The sequence below is a fragment of the Streptomyces sp. NPDC006385 genome, assembly GCF_040612485.1.
Classification (GTDB): Bacteria; Actinomycetota; Actinomycetes; order Streptomycetales; family Streptomycetaceae; genus Streptomyces.
The window spans coordinates 1-18,709 of record NZ_JBEXQG010000066.1 but is presented as its reverse complement, the minus strand read 5'-3'; the positions used below and the strand labels follow the sequence as shown (position 1 = coordinate 18,709).

General features: G+C 68.7%; 17 protein-coding genes, 3 pseudogenes and 1 riboswitch. Of the genes and pseudogenes, 9 read left to right on the top strand and 11 right to left on the bottom strand.

What is annotated here, in order from left to right; translation table 11 throughout:
• Positions 1–6 precede the first annotated feature (6 nt).
• Positions 7–1,110 carry a hypothetical protein gene (locus tag ABZ078_RS34835; protein ID WP_356582025.1) on the bottom strand — a complete coding sequence of 368 codons (1,104 nt, stop codon included), beginning with the start codon at positions 1,108–1,110 and terminating at the stop codon, positions 7–9.
• Between the two features lie 131 nt (positions 1,111–1,241).
• A pseudogene (locus ABZ078_RS34830) lies at positions 1,242–1,379 on the bottom strand (thiamine biosynthesis protein ThiC); the annotation flags it as partial.
• Positions 1,380–1,552: 173 nt separating this feature from the next.
• On the opposite strand from ABZ078_RS34830, the gene ABZ078_RS34825 reads away from it, so the two are divergent.
• Complete coding sequence (locus ABZ078_RS34825; RefSeq protein WP_356582023.1) at positions 1,553–2,251, top strand: hypothetical protein; 699 nt, start codon at positions 1,553–1,555, stop codon at positions 2,249–2,251.
• Between the two features lie 59 nt (positions 2,252–2,310).
• On the opposite strand, the gene thiC is transcribed toward ABZ078_RS34825, so the two are convergent.
• The gene (thiC, locus tag ABZ078_RS34820; protein WP_356582021.1) at positions 2,311–4,107 is read right to left on the bottom strand and encodes a phosphomethylpyrimidine synthase ThiC; all 1,797 of its coding nucleotides are present in this window, start codon (positions 4,105–4,107) and stop codon (positions 2,311–2,313) included.
• A riboswitch (TPP riboswitch) is annotated at positions 4,100–4,289 on the bottom strand. (Overlaps the previous gene by 8 nt.)
• Positions 4,290–4,939: 650 nt before the next feature.
• Between thiC and ABZ078_RS34815 the strand changes: the two are divergent.
• Positions 4,940–6,379, top strand: a pseudogene (locus ABZ078_RS34815) (YibE/F family protein); the annotation flags it as partial.
• 272 nt (positions 6,380–6,651) lie between these two features.
• On the opposite strand, the gene ABZ078_RS34810 reads toward ABZ078_RS34815, so the two are convergent.
• The 4 genes from ABZ078_RS34810 to ABZ078_RS34795 all read right to left on the bottom strand — a co-directional run bounded on the left by ABZ078_RS34810 (position 6,652) and on the right by ABZ078_RS34795 (position 8,934).
• Entirely contained in the window at positions 6,652–7,089 is a 438-nt protein-coding gene (locus tag ABZ078_RS34810) for an SsgA family sporulation/cell division regulator (RefSeq protein WP_356582019.1), read from the bottom strand.
• 97 nt (positions 7,090–7,186) lie between these two features.
• On the bottom strand, positions 7,187–7,921 hold the full coding sequence (locus tag ABZ078_RS34805) for an IclR family transcriptional regulator C-terminal domain-containing protein (RefSeq protein WP_356582069.1): 735 nt from the start codon (positions 7,919–7,921) through the stop codon (positions 7,187–7,189).
• A gap of 321 nt (positions 7,922–8,242) precedes the next feature.
• Entirely contained in the window at positions 8,243–8,455 is a 213-nt protein-coding gene (locus ABZ078_RS34800; RefSeq protein WP_031484720.1) for a DUF5326 family protein, read from the bottom strand.
• 161 nt (positions 8,456–8,616) lie between these two features.
• Positions 8,617–8,934 (bottom strand): cupin domain-containing protein, encoded by a 318-nt coding sequence (locus ABZ078_RS34795; RefSeq protein WP_019755167.1) that lies wholly within the window; start codon positions 8,932–8,934, stop codon positions 8,617–8,619.
• A gap of 60 nt (positions 8,935–8,994) precedes the next feature.
• Here ABZ078_RS34795 and ABZ078_RS34790 point away from each other — a divergent pair, with 60 nt between their 5' ends.
• From ABZ078_RS34790 to ABZ078_RS34770, 5 genes are all read left to right on the top strand, one after another.
• Entirely contained in the window at positions 8,995–9,372 is a 378-nt protein-coding gene (locus ABZ078_RS34790) for a phage holin family protein (RefSeq protein ID WP_356582017.1), read from the top strand.
• Positions 9,373–9,379: 7 nt separating this feature from the next.
• Positions 9,380–9,871, top strand: a complete 492-nt coding sequence (locus ABZ078_RS34785) for a low molecular weight protein-tyrosine-phosphatase (protein WP_356582015.1) — start codon at positions 9,380–9,382, stop codon at positions 9,869–9,871.
• Positions 9,868–11,028 (top strand): cystathionine gamma-lyase, encoded by a 1,161-nt coding sequence (locus ABZ078_RS34780; protein WP_356582013.1) that lies wholly within the window; start codon positions 9,868–9,870, stop codon positions 11,026–11,028. Before ABZ078_RS34785 ends, ABZ078_RS34780 begins: the two co-directional genes overlap by 4 nt.
• Before the next feature lie 231 nt (positions 11,029–11,259).
• The gene (locus tag ABZ078_RS34775; RefSeq protein WP_356582011.1) at positions 11,260–12,165 is read left to right on the top strand and encodes a LysR family transcriptional regulator; all 906 of its coding nucleotides are present in this window, start codon (positions 11,260–11,262) and stop codon (positions 12,163–12,165) included.
• Between the two features lie 112 nt (positions 12,166–12,277).
• The gene (locus ABZ078_RS34770; RefSeq protein WP_356582009.1) at positions 12,278–12,760 is read left to right on the top strand and encodes an NUDIX hydrolase; all 483 of its coding nucleotides are present in this window, start codon (positions 12,278–12,280) and stop codon (positions 12,758–12,760) included.
• Between the two features lie 14 nt (positions 12,761–12,774).
• On the opposite strand, the gene ABZ078_RS34765 is transcribed toward ABZ078_RS34770, so the two are convergent.
• Together ABZ078_RS34765 and ABZ078_RS34760 are read right to left on the bottom strand one after the other, a co-directional pair.
• Entirely contained in the window at positions 12,775–14,520 is a 1,746-nt protein-coding gene (locus ABZ078_RS34765; RefSeq protein WP_356582007.1) for a globin domain-containing protein, read from the bottom strand.
• 296 nt (positions 14,521–14,816) lie between these two features.
• Entirely contained in the window at positions 14,817–15,449 is a 633-nt protein-coding gene (locus tag ABZ078_RS34760; RefSeq protein WP_356582005.1) for an HAD-IB family phosphatase, read from the bottom strand.
• Positions 15,450–15,618: 169 nt separating this feature from the next.
• On the opposite strand from ABZ078_RS34760, the gene ABZ078_RS34755 reads away from it, so the two are divergent.
• Positions 15,619–16,485, top strand: a complete 867-nt coding sequence (locus tag ABZ078_RS34755) for a GNAT family N-acetyltransferase (protein WP_356582003.1) — start codon at positions 15,619–15,621, stop codon at positions 16,483–16,485.
• Positions 16,486–16,582: 97 nt separating this feature from the next.
• Here ABZ078_RS34755 and ABZ078_RS34750 read toward each other — a convergent pair whose 3' ends face one another.
• Positions 16,583–17,005: a heme-binding protein gene (locus ABZ078_RS34750; protein WP_356582001.1), complete on the bottom strand. Its 423-nt coding sequence runs from the start codon at positions 17,003–17,005 to the stop codon at positions 16,583–16,585.
• Positions 17,006–17,096: 91 nt separating this feature from the next.
• Positions 17,097–18,308 (bottom strand): MFS transporter, encoded by a 1,212-nt coding sequence (locus ABZ078_RS34745; protein WP_356581999.1) that lies wholly within the window; start codon positions 18,306–18,308, stop codon positions 17,097–17,099.
• A 141-nt stretch (positions 18,309–18,449) separates the two neighbouring features.
• On the opposite strand from ABZ078_RS34745, the pseudogene ABZ078_RS34740 reads away from it, so the two are divergent.
• Positions 18,450–18,709, top strand: a pseudogene (locus tag ABZ078_RS34740) (MarR family transcriptional regulator); the annotation flags it as partial.

The window sequence follows — 18,709 nt, the reverse complement described above, 5'->3', positions numbered from 1 at the left end:
GCGGCGTCAGAGACGCCGAAGGACCTGCGCTTCCACGCGTTCGACCAGTGGTCGGCTGAAGGCGTGCACCAGGGACAGATGGAACAGGGCCGGAGCCAGGGGTGCCCATCGATGCACGCGGTCCTCCCGCAGCAGGTACCTGACCACGGCGGCCGGCCGGAAGGGCACGTACTCGATGGTCTCGTGTTCCCACCGGTCCGCGACACCCCGGCTCATCCGCGCCTGGAGATCCGGGCTTTTCAGTTCCTTGAGTCTGGCGTGGAAGTGCCCGCTCCAATGGCGTTTGTCGATGTCCAGCACGAACGCCAGCAGTTCGAGCGTGTATTCGTGCGGCTCCACGGCCAGTTCCTCCCGCATGCCCCGGCGGGCCACCGCGTGCAGATCCGGTGCGCTTCTGCCGGAGGAGTCGATGTGCCGTGACAGGCCCTCGTTGACGGAGGAGTTCCACACACCCGGCGCCATGCGCACCCGGTCGCTGCGCTGACTGACCACCAGCATGTCGTCGGCGGTGACGACCGCGATGTTGACGGCGAAGCTGCACTGGAGGAAGTCCGGTGCCTGGAGCGGCCTCTCCGGGTCCAGGTAGCGGGAGCGGGGAGTCGTGCCGTCGGGAAGTCGGCGGTCGAGCTGCTGGGCGGCGAGGAAGGTGTAGTAGTCCGTCGGACGCAGTCGCAGATGGACCTCGGGCGACTCGTCGAGAGCGGTACGGGTGATGTCGACCGAGTCGACCGCGTACCGCGGCCCGTTCCACAACGGTGTGCGCCCCTCGGCCCGCAGCCGCTCACTCTCCTCGGCGATCTCCGCCCGCCAGCCGGCCATGTCCGACGGCAACTCCACCTCACCGTCCAGCACATGGACGTGCACCGACTCCGGGGCGATCGGCTTGTCACCGTCTCCCTCGACGATCAGCGCGGACGTCTGCAGCGGCCCCAGCGAGAACGTACTCCAGACAGGCCCGGACTCCTCCCTGCGCCCCAGACTGCGCAACGCACTGGCCGACCGTCTGCGCAGCCGGTACCAGAGGTTCTGAAGGGGCTGCTGGAACAGCACCGCGAACAGCATGCCGATGAAGGCGCCGACCACTCCGTTGGTGACATCGATCCCACTCACACGAGAGACCCTAGGGATCTTGGTCTGACGGAGGGGCGTCGTGCTCGTTCCGTTACGGGACGGGCGGCTCGCCGAGTCCGGCGGGCACGGGCGCGGAGGTGTGCGTGCTCCCCTGTCCGGCCGGGACTCGCTCAGTCCGCGATCGGCAGGTACACCCGGTTGCCCGCCGCCGCGGACTCCTCCGACTTCTTCGCCATGCCCTCCTCGATCTCCTGCCGGGAACCGCCCTGTTCGCGGCGGATGTCCTGGAAGATCTTCACCGATCGACAGATCAGCCCACCGTCGGCCGACACCGGATCCCGATTTCCCGATGCGTGGTCCGGATCCCATTTTCCCGATCCGTGGTCGAATATCCCCTGGTCACCGGCTTCTTACCTCACTAGCGTCGGCTTCTCATCCACACCGTTCCGGGGGACTCATGCAAACGCGCACGACACGGCTGATGACAACAGCCGCAGCAACTGTCATCGGAGTGTTCCTCGCGTCCGGGTGCGCCCCGGCGCAGGAGCCGAAGGCCGCTGCTGGAGCCTCGTCCACCACACCTTCGGCCAAGGCCCCGGTGACACCCCTGACGACGGCTCAACTCAAGAACCTCGCTTTCAAGGACGGAGAGGTCCCGCAAGCCCACGAGCCCATCACGGTAAAGGAACCCCAGCCGCAAGGAAGCGGACGCTCCTTCCCGCCCGTATCCGTCCCTGCTTGCCAGCCCCTCATCGACATCCGCAACGGCGAGGGGTCATCCGCTCACGTCTTCCAGATCTTCAACTGGAAGGAGAACATCATGGGCGGCAGTTCGACACTCGCCTCCTATGAGGAGGACAAGGCCGAACAGCGCTTCGCGGAAGTCAAGCAGGCCCTCACCACCTGCCGGTCCTACGAGGGGGAGAGCTACGCCGGACGGTTCAAGGCGACGGTGCGGACGGAGACACCGCCGCAGGTCGGCGAAGAGGCGTTGGCCTTCCGGGAGATCATCCCTATGGGGCCGGATCAGCCCGGAGACCGCAACGAGCAGTTCATCGTGGTACGCACGGGGAACACCATCGCCACGTTCTCCGAGCTCGGCGTAGGCGCAGACCTGTCATTCCCCACCGAGCTGATCAGTCGGCAGGTGGAACGGCTACGGAACGCTCAGCAACCCTGATCACAGGCTCAACGGCTGGCCGACACCTTCGGTAGGCATCGGCCAGCCGTCTGCCCAGATCAGTCCGCCAGCGGCAGGTAGACGCGGTTGCCGGCGGCCGCGAACTCCTTGGACTTCTCCAGCATCCCGGCCTGGATCTCCTCCGGGGTGGCACCCGAGTCGCCGCCGAACTGCTCTGTGATGCTTCTACTGATCTTCATCGAGCAGAACTTCGGCCCGCACATGGAGCAGAAGTGAGCCGTCTTGGCGGGCTCGGCCGGCAGGGTCTCGTCGTGGAACTCCCGCGCCGTGTCCGGGTCGAGGGCCAGGTTGAACTGGTCCTCCCACCGGAACTCGAAGCGGGCGTCGGACAGCGCGTCGTCCCACTCCTGCGCACCGGGGTGCCCCTTGGCGAGGTCGGCCGCATGGGCAGCGATCTTGTAGGTGATGACGCCGGTCTTGACGTCGTCACGGTTGGGCAGGCCCAGGTGCTCCTTGGGCGTGACGTAGCAGAGCATGGCCGTGCCCCACCAGGCGATCATCGCGGCACCGATGCCGGAGGTGATGTGGTCGTACGCCGGGGCGACGTCGGTCGTCAGCGGGCCGAGCGTATAGAACGGAGCTTCATCGCAGATCTCCTGCTGAAGGTCGATGTTCTCCTTGATCTTGTGCATCGGGACATGTCCCGGGCCCTCGATCATGGTCTGTACGTTGAAACGCTTGGCAATCCGGTTGAGTTCTCCGAGCGTCTTCAACTCCGCGAACTGCGCCTCGTCGTTGGCGTCCGCGATCGAGCCGGGCCTGAGGCCGTCACCCAGCGAGTATGTGACGTCGTACGCCGCGAGGATCTCGCAGAGCTCCTCGAAGTTCTCGTACAGGAAGCTCTCCTTGTGGTGCGCCAGGCACCACGCGGCCATGATCGAGCCGCCGCGCGAGACGATGCCGGTCTTGCGGTTGGCGGTGAGCGGCACGTACGGCAGGCGCACGCCCGCGTGGACCGTCATGTAGTCCACACCCTGCTCGGCCTGCTCGATGACCGTGTCCTTGTAGATGTCCCAGGTCAGATCCTCGGCCCTGCCGTCGACCTTCTCCAGTGCCTGGTACAGCGGCACCGTGCCGATCGGTACGGGGGAGTTGCGCAGCACCCATTCGCGGGTGGTGTGGATGTTGCGGCCGGTGGACAGGTCCATGACCGTGTCGGCGCCCCAGCGCGTCGCCCAGGTCATCTTCTCGACCTCCTCCTCGATGGAGGAGGTGACCGCCGAGTTGCCGATGTTGGCGTTGACCTTCACCAGGAACCGCTTGCCGATGATCATCGGCTCGATCTCCGGGTGGTTCACGTTGGCGGGCAGCACCGCCCGGCCTGACGCGATCTCCTCACGCACCACCTCGGGAGAAACGTTCTCGCGGATGGCCACGAACTCCATCTCCGGGGTGATCTCGCCACGGCGCGCGTAGGCGAGCTGTGTGACGGCCTTGCCGTCCCGGCTGCGACGCGGCTGGCGCGGCCGTCCGGGAAAGACCGCGTCGAGGTTGCGCAGGCCGCCACGTGGCGAGGTGTGCTTGATCCCGTCGTCCTCGGGACGGACGGGGCGGCCCGCGTACTCCTCGGTGTCGCCGCGGGCGATGATCCAGTTCTCCCGCAGCGCGGGCAGTCCGCGGCGGACATCTGTCTCGGCGAGTGGATCGGTGTACGGGCCCGACGTGTCGTACAGCGTGACCGACTGCCCGTTGGTGAGGTGCACCTGGCGGACCGGCACCCGCAGATCGGGGCGTGAGCCCTCGACGTACGCCTTGTGCCAGCCGATGGACTTCCCGGCCTCCTGGGACTTCTCGTCCTGAACGGAGGCAGGCGTGCGCGCGTCCTTGATGGTCATGAGACCTACTCCCTACGCCGGCATTACCCGGTAACAGGTTCGGCGGTCGACGCAGCGGCTTCCGTCTGCCGACGTTTCGTGTGAAACATCACTCGCGATGGGTGATGTTTCATGTGAAACATCGCTGGGACGGAGGTCAGCGCCCTCTCAGCCCGGTGCTCCGAGCTCCCGCGTGTACAAAGGTGGCTCCACGCTAGCGTCAATTCGGGCGCGGTGAACAGAGGGCCCCCGTCGTTCTTGCGATGATCGGTCGGTGACCACGACGCATGAACCTCCGTACCCACCGCCCGAGCCGCACCGCGGCTCCGGCTCCGGAAACGGCCCCGCGCGGGGCAACGGCCGTACCGACGGCCGGGGTTCGGCGATTCCCCGCGGCAGATACGACGGTGCCTACGACAGTGGCTTCGGCCGTGGTGCCGGAGGCGGTCCCGACGGTGACGCGGCTGGATCCGACGGCTGGCACGAACACGGCCAGGGCTCCGGTGGGATGCAGGAGCGCGGGAGCGGGGTCGGCGGCGGGCACGAACGCGGACCCGGTTCGGGTGGCGTGCAGGGTTACGGTCCCGGCTACCGCGGCGTACCGGGGCAGGGGTCCGGGGGCGGGGGCGGGGCTGGTCACGGCTCCGGAAGTGGTCATGGTCACGGTCGCGATTCCGGAAGTGGTCGTGACCACGGTCTCGGTTCCGGAAGTGGTCGTGGTCCCGGTCGCGATTCCGGAGATGGTCACGGTCAAGGTTTCGGCTCCGGTAGTGGTCACGGTCAAGGTCTCGACTCCGGAAGTGGTCACGGGCACGATTCCCGCCACGGTCATGGGGACGGCTTCGGTGAAGGTCATGGCGACGACTTCGCTGGTGGTCATGGTCACGGGCCTGGTTCCGGAGGCTCGCGCGGCGGCGGTGACGACGATGGTGCCGGGAGCGGCGGGGGCAGCGGCGGTCATGGTCACTCGCACAGTCACGCCCACGGGCCGGCGGCACCCGTCTCCCTGCATCTGCGCAAGGTCATCGCGGCGGTTCTGATCCCGTTCGCCGCGGCGGTGGTGGCGGGGCTCGTGGTGCTGTGGCCGGGCGGTGCTCCGCCGCACGAGCGCACGGGAGTCGGCTTCGACCGGCAGACGCAGCAGGCCACGGTCACCAAGGTGGTCGAGGTGAGTTGCAAGGACGTGGGCGCCTCCGGAGTGCCCCCGACCGGTGACACCTCCACCGCCGAAGGCTCCTCCGCCGTGCAGCAGGAGAAGGGCACCTGCAAGAAGGCGACGATCCGCGTCGACACGGGCAAGGACAAGGGCCGTACGTTCACGGAGATCGTGCAGCCCGACCAGTCACGGCAGCTGCACGAGGACCAGGAGGTCGTGGTCGCCTACGAGCCCTCGGCTCCCAGGGACCTGCAGTACTCGGTCACCGACGTGAACCGGCGCGTGCCGCTGGCCGTGCTCGCCGGCATCTTCGCACTCGCCGTCGTGGTCGTCGGGCGGATGCGCGGTGTCATGGCGCTGATCTCGCTGGCCATCAGTTTCATGGTGCTGACCTTCTTCATCCTGCCCGCGATCCTGCAGGGCTCGAACCCCCTGGTCGTGGCGGTGGTCGGGTCGAGCGCCATCATGCTCATCGCCCTGTACCTGTGCCACGGCCTGTCGGCCCGTACGTCCGTGGCGGTGCTCGGCACGCTGATCTCCCTGTTGCTGATCGGCGTCCTCGGCTCGGTGTTCAACGGCTGGGCCGCGCTCACCGGCAACACCGACGACAACACCGGACTGATCCACGGCCTGTACCCGTCGATCGACATGAGCGGTCTGCTGCTCGCCGGCATCATCATCGGCTCGCTCGGTGTCCTCGACGACGTGACGGTCACCCAGACGTCCGCGGTCTGGGAGCTGCACGAGGCCAACCCGACGATGGGCTGGCGCGGGCTGTACCGCGCGGGTATCCGGATCGGCCGCGACCACATCGCGTCCGTGGTCAACACCCTCGTCCTCGCCTACGCGGGCGCCGCGCTGCCGCTGCTGCTGCTCTTTTCGATCGCCCAGAGCAGCGTCGGCACGGTCGCCAACAGTGAGCTGGTGGCGGAGGAGATCGTGCGCACGCTGGTGGGGTCGATCGGCCTGGTTGCGTCGGTGCCGGTCACCACGGCTCTCGCGGCCCTGGTCGTCTCGGCCGACCGGCCGGGGAAGGGGGCGGCGCCGGTGGGGGCCCAGTCGGCCGCGGCGGGCACGCAGCCCGCTCCGGGGCAGTCTGCTCCGCGTGGCGGGCGGGGGCGACGGCGGAAGCGGTGAGGGACGCGGCCACCGGTCCCAGGCAGCCGTTCTGTCCATCCGGCGGCATGCGGGTGCACGCCTGTGAGGGAAGGGCGTCCCCGCGCGCCTCTGAAGCTCCTACGCGCCCCACAGCAGCAGCCGACAGCGCCCACAGCGTGCCTTCAGCACCCATGGGCACCCCCGGGCACTGGCATCGTGCCTCGGCACTTACAGCACCCCGCACGACGCCTCAGCGCTCACCGCACCCGGCGAAGCGTTACGCCACCCCACACCCGCGCTGTCCTGACGACTCAGCCCGCGCTCTGCTCCTCCGCCAGGATGCGGTCCAGGGCCTCGTCGAGGTGCGCGTCGAAGTCGGCGAGCGCACCCTCCTGCCCGAGCGGCACCAGCTTGTCGGTGCGGTCGAGGAAGGCGACGAGCGGCGCCACCGAGGAGCGGAACAGCGCCTGATCGGCGCCCACCTGAAGCCGGATCAGCACGTCGCCCAGCGTCTCAGCCCCGGCCGGCGAGACGCGTACGTCTCCCTCCCCGCACGGTCGGCCCACCCCGTCGACCAGCAACTCGCGGCCGAACGCCCAGGTCACCGGGGCATCACCGGGCAGGTGGAAGGTCAGCCGCACGGCGTAGGGATCACAGGTCTCGTAGCGCAGCTCCACCGGGATGCGGAAGGAGAGCTCCTCGGAGACGAGAAAGCTCATCATGACCTCTGCCTGTACGGACTCGCGCATCGCCTACCCCGTCGTTTGCCGTCGACTGGCCGGGAACGGATCCCGACACTGGTGGAATCTTGCTGAACGTACACGAGAGATCACAAGGAGTGAGTTTTCAGATACTGATAGAGATCGCGAGCGACCCCAACAACCGCCCGACCTCGTCCTGCAGTTGCCGTGCCGCCGGCAGCAACCGGTCGGCCTGGTGAACAGGGAGAGAAATGGCCATCGTGGCGGCCGTGGTGCCCACCGTGATCGGAATCGCCGCGCACACCGTGCCCAGTGCGTACTCCTGGCGTTCGGTCACGGTCTCCATCCGGCGGGTCCGGTCCAGGCGTCGGAGCAGGGTGCGGCTGTCGCGCACCGTGTACGGGGTGATGGACTGCACGGGGTGGCGGTCGAGGTGGTCGCGGCGGGCGTCCTCGTCCAACTGGGACAGCAGGCACTGGCCGATGGCGTGCGCGTGGGCGGTCTCACGGAAGTCGGCCCATTCCTCGACCGCCGGATTGCCCGGGGTGTCGGAGACGCACATGACCTCGATCTCGCCTTCTCGGTACAGGGCGTAGTACACGGGGACGCCGATGGCGTCACGGCAGTGGGCGAGTGCGTCGGCGACCGTGCTGCGACGTTTCTGCTGGGCTCCGCTGCTGCTCAGCCGCACGGCCGCCTCGCCGAGGAAGAACAGCCCTTTGTCGCGGTGCAGATAGCCCTCGTGCACCAGGGTGCGCAGCAGGTGGTAGGCGGTCGGCAGCGCCAGTCCCGTCTCTCGGGCGAGTTGCTTGGCGGGAGCGCCGTACTCGTGCTCGGCGACACATTCCAGCAGGCGCATCGCCCGCTGGACGGATCCGATGAGCGTCGCGGAGTGCGACTGCTCGGAGGTGGTCGGGGACGCCTGCCGCGGTACCTGCGGTACGGAGGAACACGGCCGTCCGATGGATGCGTGAGGGTCTGAGGGTGCGGTGTCAACCGTGGCCAAGGGTCACTCCCGAAGCGCGAGGGGGGAGCCCGTGCTGGGGAACACGGGTGGGGTGCACGCCGCTCGCGGGGTCGTCCCCGCGTCGATTTCCGGACTCTATTCGCCTGCCACCGCTCGCAGACGGGCTGCCCGGGAAACTTCCCTCGCCCGAGGGAACCGGCGATTCCCGTTACCGCACCCCTCGCCTCACGGCCCTCACCAGTCGCTGCGTGACGAGGAGCTCGAGGTGAACTTGCGTACGACGTAGATGAGTCCACCGACCAGTGCCACGAAGACGAGCACCTTGAACAGCAGTCCGATGACGAACCCGACGACATTTGCTATCAGCCCGCCGAACACGACCAGAGCGATGACCGGCACCGCGATCCACTTCACCCACCACGGCAGTCCCGCGAAGATCTCACGCATCGCCCTCGTCCTCATCTCTCCGCCCGTCGCTGTGCCGGGTCCTGATCCTTCGAATCCGCTGATTCCCTGCACTCGATGCTAGGGCCGCAGGTGCTCCGGCGGGGGCCTCGCAGCCCTTGTACTCCCCTGAGCGATCCCCTAGGGAACCCTGAGGCCAAAGGTCAGCTCTCGGGCGGAGAGAACACCACCAGCACCCGCAGGTCCTCGCTGATGTGGTGGAACTTGTGGGCGACTCCGGCCGGCACGTACACCACGCTGCCGCGCGCCACCTGCGTGGTCTCCATGCCGACGGTGATCTGGGCGCGGCCGCTCACAACGAAGTACACCTCGTCCTGATTGTGCGGCTTCTGTGGATCATGCTCGCCGGCGTTGAGCGCGTACAGACCGACCGACATGTTGCGCTCCCGCAGAAACTGCAGGTAGGCGCCCTCGTTGGCGGCGCGCTCCGCCTCCAGTTCGTCCAGCCGGAATGCCTTCATCGTTCTCGTCCGCCCTCGTCCCCGTGCTCATGGCCGATCCCGTCTGCCACGATCAGACACATGAAGAATTTCGTAGTCAAGACGATCGCCAACGCGGGCGCCCTGGCGGTCGCCGTCTGGCTGCTCGACAAGATCACCCTCACCGGTGACAGCACGGGCAAGCAGGTCGGCACCCTGATCCTCGTCGCACTGATCTTCGGCCTGGTGAACTTCCTGGTCAAGCCGGTGGTGAAGCTCCTCAGCCTGCCGCTGCTCATCCTGACGCTCGGCCTGTTCACGCTGGTCGTCAACGCGCTGATGCTGCTGCTGACCTCATGGCTCGCCGACACGGTCGACCTGAGCTTCCACGTCGACGGCTTCTGGACCGCCGTGCTCGGTGGCCTGATCATCTCGATCGTCTCCTGGGCCCTCAACATGATCCTTCCCGACGGGGACTGAGGAATCGATGACCTACCGCGTCTGCTTCGTCTGCACCGGCAACATCTGCCGCTCGCCGATGGCGGAGTCCGTCTTCCGCGCCCGCGTGGCCGAGGCCGGGCTCGACGCCCTGGTCGAGGTCGACAGCGCCGGCACCGGCGGCTGGCACGAGGGCGACCCGGCCGACCCGCGCACCGTCTCCGTTCTCGAGGAGCACGGCTACGACAGCGGCCACACGGCCCGGCAGTTCCAGCCGTCCTGGTTCGCCCGTCTCGACCTCGTCATCGCGCTCGACTCCGGTCACCTCGATGCCCTGCGCCGCCTCGCGCCCTCGCCGGAGCACGCCGCGAAGGTGCGGCTGCTGCGTTCCTACGACCCCGCCGCGGGCGACGACCTCGACGTGCCGGACCCGTACTACGGCGGCAGGGACGGCTTCGAGGAGTGCCTCGAGATGGTGGAGGCGGCGAGCACGGGCCTGTTCGCGGCGATCCGCGAGCAGGTGGAGGGACGGGCGGCATGAGCGGTACGGAGGCGCAGGGTCTGCCTTCCGGCGACGGAGACGGAGACGGCACACGCGCGGTGCGGGCCGGTCTCCCCGAGCCGGTCAAGCACGAGCCGACACTCCCGGGCCCGGTGTTCGCCGCCCACTACCACCTGCCGGGCGAGCCCACGGGACCGTACACCTACGGCCGCGACGAGAACCCGACCTGGACCCACCTGGAGCGCGCCATCGGCGAGCTGGAGGCACCGGGGGAGGACGGCGTCCAGACGCTGGTCTTCGCGTCGGGCATGGCCGCGACCTCGTCCGTGATCTTCTCCCAGTTGCGGGCCGGGGACGCGGTCGTCCTGCCCGGCGACGGCTATCAGGCGCTGCCCCTGGTGCGGGCGCAGTTGGAGGCGTACGGCATCGAGGTGCGCACGGCGCCGACCGGCGGGGACGCCCAGCTCGACGTCCTGGACGGAGCGAAGCTGCTGTGGCTGGAGACCCCGTCGAACCCCGGTCTGGACGTGTGTGACATCCGGCGGCTCGTGGAGGCGGCACACGCGCGTGGCGCTCGCGTCGCCGTCGACAACACGCTCGCGACGCCGCTCGGACAGCGCCCGCTGGAGCTCGGCGCCGACTTCTCGGTGGCCAGCGGCACCAAGCAGCTCACGGGACATGGCGACGTGCTGCTGGGATACGTCACAGGCCGCGACGCCGAGGCCATGGTCGCCGTACGGCGCTGGCGCAAGATCGTCGGGGCGATTCCGGGGCCCATGGAGGCCTGGCTCGCGCACCGTTCCCTCGCCACGCTCGAGCTGCGCGTGGAGCGGCAGAACGCCAACGCCCTCGCGGTCGCCGAGGCGCTGCGGGACTGGCCGGAGGAACTCGGGGTGCGCTACCCGGGCCTGCCCGGCGACCCCTCGTACAAGATCGCCTCGCAGCAGATGAGGCGTTACGGATGCGTGGTGTCCTTCACGTTGCCCACGCGCGCGCGTGCCGAGCGCTTCCTCGACGCCCTGCGGCTCGTCGACGACGCGACCAGCTTCGGCGGGGTGCGGTCCACCGCCGAGCGACGCGGACGCTGGGGCGGAGACGCCGTACCGGAGGGGTTTGTTCGCATGTCGATCGGTGCGGAGGACCCAGCGGATCTGGTGGCGGACGTGCTGCGCGCGCTGGACGAATCGACGCGGTGACCTGGCCGCGGCCGAGTTCGGTCGCATCCGGCTCACGTGGAACGGACGGTCCGAGCCTCCCCCCTCGTGGCTCGGACCGTCCTCGGTTCCGCGCGCGAAGAACCGCGCGAACAAGGCTAGTTGACTCTCTGTCAGTGTCCAATCACAGTAGCGACAGCGACCTATCGACTTATTTATAGTTGGCCCCTGCCCCGGGGGTGGGGAGAAGGGCGGGGAAGGGGAGGCTGTCGCATGGATCTGGCCTTGTTACGCACCTTTGTGACCGTGCACCGGGCCGGCTCCTTCACTCGCGCCGCCGCTTTGCTCGGACTGTCGCAGCCGGCCGTCACCTCGCAGATCCGCACCCTGGAACGGCAGTTGGGCCGCCCCCTGTTCCTGCGCCAGGCCCGCGGAGTGACGCCGACGACCATCGGCGACGAACTCGCCCACAAGGCCGCCCCTCATCTCGACGCCCTGGTGGAGATCGCCGAAACCGGGATCGACGACGAGTCCTCCTTACGATCCCTGCACGTCGCCGGTCCTCCCGAGTTCACCGCGGAACGGGCGCTGCCCGCACTCACCGAGCTGACCGGCGAGGAGGGCCAGCGCTTCGCGCTGCGGGCGTCCTTCGGCAACGCCGAGGAAACCCTCGAAGGGCTGGCCGCCGGACATCACGATCTGGCCATCAGTACGGCCCGCCCGCGCGGCGCCCTGCTCACGGCGACTCCGCTCTGCGACGAGGAACACGTCCTCGTCGCCGCTCCCCTCTGGTCCGACCTCATCGGTGCGGTGCCCCTGCGCCGCAAGGGTGCGCACGCGCTGGAGGACATCCCGGTGGTGGAGGTGCACGAGTCCCTGCCGTTCGTCTCGCGTTACTGGGCTTCGGTCTACGACTCCCGTCCCGCCGCCCCGGGCACCGTGATCGTCCCCGACCTGCGCGCGGTGCTCGCCTGCGCCGCCGCCGGGGCCGGGCTGGCGGTACTGCCCCGCTATCTGTGCGCGGCCGCCCTGGAGCGCGGGGACGTCGTCGCCCTGCACGATCCACCGGTCCCGCCGCTACGGACGTACTTCCTGGTGGTCCGCACCGGCACACTGGCGATGCCCCACATCGCGCGTGCCCATGAGTGGCTGTTGCGCGCGGCTTCCGACTGGGCCTGACGAACGGCTTTCGACACGGCCTGAGCAGGGCGTCCGGTCCCGTCACACCCTGAGCCGGACCGGTGACGTCTCGCGATGTTTCACGTGGAACCAGCCGGGCCACATTTCTCCCATGACCGTCCGACCCGTGGTCAAGCGCACCGCACGCGCCGTTCTGCTGGACGGCGACGACCTGATCTTGATCAAGCGCACCAAGCCCGGCATGGATCCCTACTGGCTCACTCCCGGTGGCGGAGTGGAACCGACGGACACGACCGTCGTCGAGGCACTGCACCGGGAGGTGTACGAGGAGCTCGGCGCCAAGATCGTCGACGTGGTGCCCTGCTTCGTCGACACCGTCGAGCACATCGGCGAAGACGGCGGAGCGACCGGGGTGAAGGTGCAGCACTTCTTCGTCTGCCGTCTGGAGTCGATGGACACGTCCCTGCGACACGGGCCCGAGGTGGACGAGCCCATCGGCGAGTACGAGATCGTACGGGTGCCGTTCACTCGGGTCGGCATCGCCTCGGTCCATCTCGTACCGCTGTCGCTGCGGCACTACCTGGACGGGAACATCGAGGGCGTCCGCGCGATGCACGCCCCCGACCTGGGCTGATACCCGGCGGAAGGTCAGTCGCCGACGACGAGCTCCTCCACCGAGTCGTGGCGTATTCGCTCGGACGGGATGCCGACGCCTCTCAGCGCGTCGACACCGCTGCGGATCATGCCGGGCGGTCCGGAGACATAGGCGTCGTACTCGGTCCAGGGTCCGTACTCGCGTATGGCGTCGGGAAGCTGGAGCAGTCCGTGCCGGTCCACCACCGGGCGGACCTCCAGCCAGGGGTGGGACTGCTTGAGTCTGAGCATCGTGTCGATGTCGTAGAGGTCGTGATCACTGCGGGCGCCGTAGAAGACCTCGACCGGTCGCCGCTGACCGCGTTCGGCGACCTCCTCGACCAGTGCCTTGATGGGCGCTATGCCGGTACCCCCGCCCAGGCAGAGCAGCCCGCTGTCGGTGGTGTGGTCCACGGTCATCGAACCGGCCGGCGGGCCGAGCCGGATGATGTCCCCCGGCCTGGCGCGGTGCACGAGCGCGTTGGAGACCCAGCCCGCGGGCACGGCCTTCACATGGAACGTCAGCAGGCCGTCGGAGCGGGGCGCGGAGGCGAAGGAGTAATGCCGCCAGATCCGTGGCCACCAGGGCGTCTCCAGGCTGGCGTACTGCCCGGCGAGGAAGGGGTAGGGCTGGTCGGGTCGGACGGTGATGACCGCGATGTCCGAGGTCCTGAGCTCGTGGGAGACGACCTCCGCGTGCCACCAGGCGGGGGCGCGCAGTTCGTCCGCCGCCGCCGCGTCGATCATGACCTGCGAGATCGTCGTGTACGCCCGGACCCAGGCGGCCTCCGTCTCTCCGTCCCAGACGGCGGCGGCGTACTTGCTCAGCGCCCCGATGAGGCATTCGCCGACAGCCGGGTAGTGCTCGGCCTGGGTGCCGTACTTGCGGTGACCACGACCGAGGTTCTGCAGGTACTCGACGAGGACGGGTTTGTCATCGATGTGTTCGGCTGCCGTGAGCAGGGCCTTGAGCAGCCGATCCCGCTGGGTGTCCATCGCGGCCGGAAACAGGGAGCGCAGGTCGGGGTGGCGCACGAAAAGCAGCGCGTAGAAGTACGAGGTGACCTTGTCGGCGACGGGGGTGATCTCGGTCATCGTCCGACGGATCAGGATCGCTTCCGGGGAGGCGGTCTGGGCCGGGGCGGGGCGCTGAGCCGGAACGCGCGCCTGGGACTGGGAGGAGGGCGGGGAGACAGCTCTGAGGTCCGGTATAGGCGGTCGGGCTGTGCCGGCCTGGGCAAGGGCGGGGAGCCGGGCTCGGTCCGGGGCCGAGGCGGTGGCAGAGGTGGTGGAAGGCTCGGGCTGGGCTTGGCCTGGAACCGAGGCGGTCGCAGGAGTCGGGGCCGGCGGGGCTTGGCCTGAAGGCGAGGCGGTGGCGGAGCCAGGCGGCGCTTGGCCGGTGACCGACCCAGGCGCGGGAGGGGGCGGCGCTTGGCCCGGGGCCGCGGCGGAGGGCGCTGCCGGCGGCGGGGGCGGGGTGGGGCTCGGCTTAGGCGTGGCGGGGTCGGTGCTGAGGTCAGCGGGCGTCGGTTGCGCCGGGCCGGCCGTCGTGGCGGACTGGTCGTCGCCCTGGGTCGTCGACGGGGCTGTGCCGTCACCCATCGCCGTCCTGCCGACCGGGCGCATCGCTGCCAGGCGGCTGCCCTCAGCCGCCTGCTGCTCGCTGCCCGGAGTGGCCGCCGGCTTCTTGCGCGGCGTGAACCAGCCGCCCCCGCCGCCGGAAGTGCCGTTGTCGGCCGACGTGGTGGTCGGAGCGTCCATGGTGTGCCTCGCCTCGAACATCTTTCGGTCGGTCTACGCACTTCCTCGATGGGAGGGTGCCTGCTTCCCCCGCGACGGCTTGCTTTCCCCGTTCGTTGCCGCGCCCCATACAGCCACACTCAACCCGTATGAGGCTGCATCGCCTTGCGCTCGCTCCGTGCTGGGACTGCATCACTGGGACTACATCACAGCTCGGACACGAACCGGAGTCGACCCTACCGGCCGACGCCCCGATCACAAGTCCCCCCTTCCTCGCTCACGAATTGGTCGAGAGGGCGAACGGGCATTTCCTTCAATTAACGGCTGTGACGTACCAATTCATAGGCTTCCCACAGATCCATCCCCATGTAAGAGTGGGTCGCGAGTCCGGTCAGATGGCGGTCCGCGTTGACCGCGACGGATACTGGCACAGTTCCGAACAGATCCTTGTCCGACAGCGAATCGCCATAGGCGACACAGTCGGCCCGCGTCACTCCGAACTCTTCGCAGAGCTGGTCGGCGATGAGCACCTTGGCCGCCGCGCTGAGCACTCCCGTCGGGTCGACGGGCTCGGTGAACGGCACGGCTGGAAAGCGGGAGCCGTATGCCGCGTGCGCACCCCAGCCCGTCAACCGCTCCACGAAAAAGGAGGGTGAGAGCGATACAACGGCGCAGTAGTCGCCCTGCCCTCTGATCTCCGCCCAGACCTCACGGATCCGCGCCAGCCACGGAGCACTCTCGAAAGCGGCCACCACATGTGCCTCGGTGAGATCCGCCCAGAGTTCGTGCACCCGCGCCGCATACTCCGGAGGCCCGATCAACCCGGCCGAGATCTCCCGGTCGAGCGCCACGGTCTCAGCTTCCAGTCCGAGTTGCCGTGAGATCTCCACGGGGGCGGACGTTCCGTGCAGGAGCGTGCCGTCGAGGTCGAAGAGGTGAAGTCTCGCCATGGCCCATGAGGCTAATGCGAGATGCTGACGCCGCCGTTCGGCCATGTTTCACGTGAAACAGCCAGCGCCTGTCGGCAGGTTGTGTGGTGGACCATGACATGGCCAAAAGCCCGTACGTCTCCCGGAAACGGCTGGACGACCAGGGCAGTCGTCAGACAGCCTGACCTGCGTGCCGACACCTTCCCTCACCACTCTGCCCATCCGCCGTCTGACGCCTCGCGACCTCAACGCCTGCGCCGACTTGTCCGAGAACCGGGGCTGGCCCCGTGAGGAACACAAGTGGCAGTTCCTCCTCACAGCCGGGAAGGGCTATGGCATCGACGACCCCCGCGGCGGGCTTGTCAGCGCCTGCGTCGTCACGGAGTACGGGCCTCAGGACCGCCCTCAGCTCGGGGCCATCGGCATGGTCCTGGTCGCCGAGCGGCATTCCCGCCGGGGCATCGGACGCCGACTGATGGACCACGTCATCTCCGCGATGGGCCCGACACCACTGACCTTGCACGCGACGCCGAACGGCCGACCGCTCTATGAGGAACTCGGCTTCAAGGTGACCGGCCGGGCGGAGATGCTGCGTGGACACTTCGCGCCTGGAACCTGGGAGCCCCGGGTCTCCACGCGTGCGGCCACCGCCGAAGACCTCACCGGCATTCTGCGGCTCGACGAGGAGGTGTTCGGCGCCGACCGGACGCACATCATCACGCGGCTGCCCGCCTTCGCCGACCAGCTGCGCGTTGTCGAGGAGAACGGCCGGATCGTCGGCTACGCGGGCGCCTGGCCCAACATGGACACGCAGGTCGTGGGCCCGCTGATCGCCCAGGACACCGAGGCCGCGAAGGCACTCATCGCCTCCCTCGCCGCCCACACCGACCGCCCGTTGCGCACGGACATCGACGTACGCCACGAGGAACTGCTGACCTGGGTGAAGGAGCACGGTCTGTCGTCCGTCGCCTTCAACGCGGTCATGACGTACGGCATCTCGGAGCTGCCCGGCGACTGGACCCGGCGGTTTGCTCCGCTGACGGTGGCGGCGGGCTGAAGCACCCGGCTGCGGGCCGCGGCCTGCATGGCAAACGCCGGTTCCCTGTCGGGAGCCGGCGTTTCGTCGTGGCCACGGAGACTCGGTGGAGACTCGGTCAGGCGAGGGCCTCGATCGCGGCCGTCGCGAACCGGTGGTCCTGCTCAGGCGCGCCGCCGCCCACCCCGATCGCGCCGATCAGCCGACCATCGCGGTGGATCGGTACACCGCCCGCGATGAACAGCAGCGGCCGATCGAGCGCGGTGGGCAGGGTGTGGAAGAGGCCGCCAGGCTGTACGGCGTCGACGAGATCGGCGGTGGGGGTGGCGAGTTGCAGCGCCGTGTAGGCCTTACGGGTACTGGTCTCCCCGGAGATCAGCACGGCTCGGTCGTCCCGCCGGAAGGCGAGCAGGTGGCCTCCGGCATCCAGGACCGTGACGCTGGCCGTCACCCCGGCGGTCTCGGCGGCCCGGTGGGCGGCGACGACGAGCGTATCGGCGTCCTGGGTGGTCAGGGGAGCGACGGTGGTGACGGTGCTCATGGGGATTCTCCTTGCGGTGTGATGCTGAGCTGGGATCTCACGAAGCCGGAGATGCCGCGGGGGCTGCTCCTGGCCCCGCACGCGAGCCGGCTCAGTGGTGGACGGCAGCTGGCTGCTCGGCGGGCGCGGTGCCGGTGACGACGGTGCTGGGTGCCGCTCCGTCGCGGCGCTCCAGTGCGGCCGAGAGGAACGCGAGCAGCAGTGCGGCCGCGGCGAGGGCGGCGCCGACCCAGTTGGGGGACGTGTAGCCGAAGCCGGCCGCGATGACGAGGCCACCGAGCCAGGCGGAGAGGGCGTTGCCGAGATTGAAGGCGCCGATGTTCACCGCCGAGGCCAGTGTCGGGGCACCATGCGCCTGGTCGAGGACGCGCTTCTGCAGCGGAGGGACGGTGGCGAAGCCCAGGGCACCGATCAGCGCGATGCTGACGGCTGCGAGGACCTTGTTCTGTGCCGTGAGTGTGAAGAGGGCGAGCACGACGGCGAGGGCACCCAGGGAGACGTACAGCATGGGCATGAGCGCGCGGTCGGCGTACTTGCCGCCGACGAGGTTGCCGCCGACCATGCCGAGCCCGAAGAGGACCAGCAGCCAGGTGACGGAACCGTCGGCGAATCCGGCGACATGGGTCATCATCGGCGCGATGTAGGTGATGGCCGCGAAGACGCCGCCGAAGCCGAGGACGGTCATCGCCATGGCGAGCAGCACCTGGGCGTTCTTGAAGGCGGCCAGTTCGTGGCGCAGGTGGACGCCCTGGGGCTTGGGCATGTCGGGGACGAGCTTGGCTATGCCGGCCAAGCCGACGACCCCGAGAGCGGCGACGATCGAGAAGGTGACGCGCCAGCCGACGGACTGCCCGACAAACGTGCCCAGCGGGACACCGACGACATTGGCGACGGTCAGACCGGTGAACATCATCGCGATGGCCCCGGCCTTCTTGTCCGGGGCGACAAGATCAGCCGCGACGACCGAGCCGATGCCGAAGAAGGCACCGTGGGCGAGTGAAGCGACCACGCGGCCGATCAGCATCACGGCGAAGCCGGGGGCGAGAGCGGACAGCAGGTTGCCGGCGATGAACAGCCCCATCAGCAGCATCAGCATCCGCTTGCGGGAGATCTTGGTGCCGAGCACGGTCATCAGGGGAGCGCCCAGGACCACGCCGAGTGCGTAGCCGGTCACGAGCAGTCCGGCGGTGGGGATGGAGACCCCGAAGTCGCCCGCCACCTCGGGCAGCAAGCCCATGATCACGAACTCGGTCGTTCCGATTCCGAAGGCCCCGATCGCGAGGGCCAGAAGCGCGAGAGGCATGAAGGGGTACACCTTCCCAGAAGATTGCAGTAGCGCTTTACGAGTGATGACAATACTTGCATGCGCCACATATTTGCAAGCGCAGGCTATTGCGAAGCAGCTCTACTCTGGCTTCAGCCGCTCCGAGACGGAGGAGACGCCATGACAGCGACGGACCCCGCGCTCACCGCGCTCGCCCAGGGCTGGTGCGCCCTCTCCCTGCTGCACGGCCGGATCGAGGCGCACATCGAGCGCGCCTTGCAGTCCGGCCACGACCTCAGCGTGCGCGAGTACTCCCTGCTCGACGTCCTCAGCCGCCAGCACAATGGCGAAGGCGGCCACCTCCAGATGAAGCAGGTCGCCGACGCCGTCGTCCTCAGCCAGAGCGCCACCACCCGCCTCGTCACCCGCCTGGAAGACCG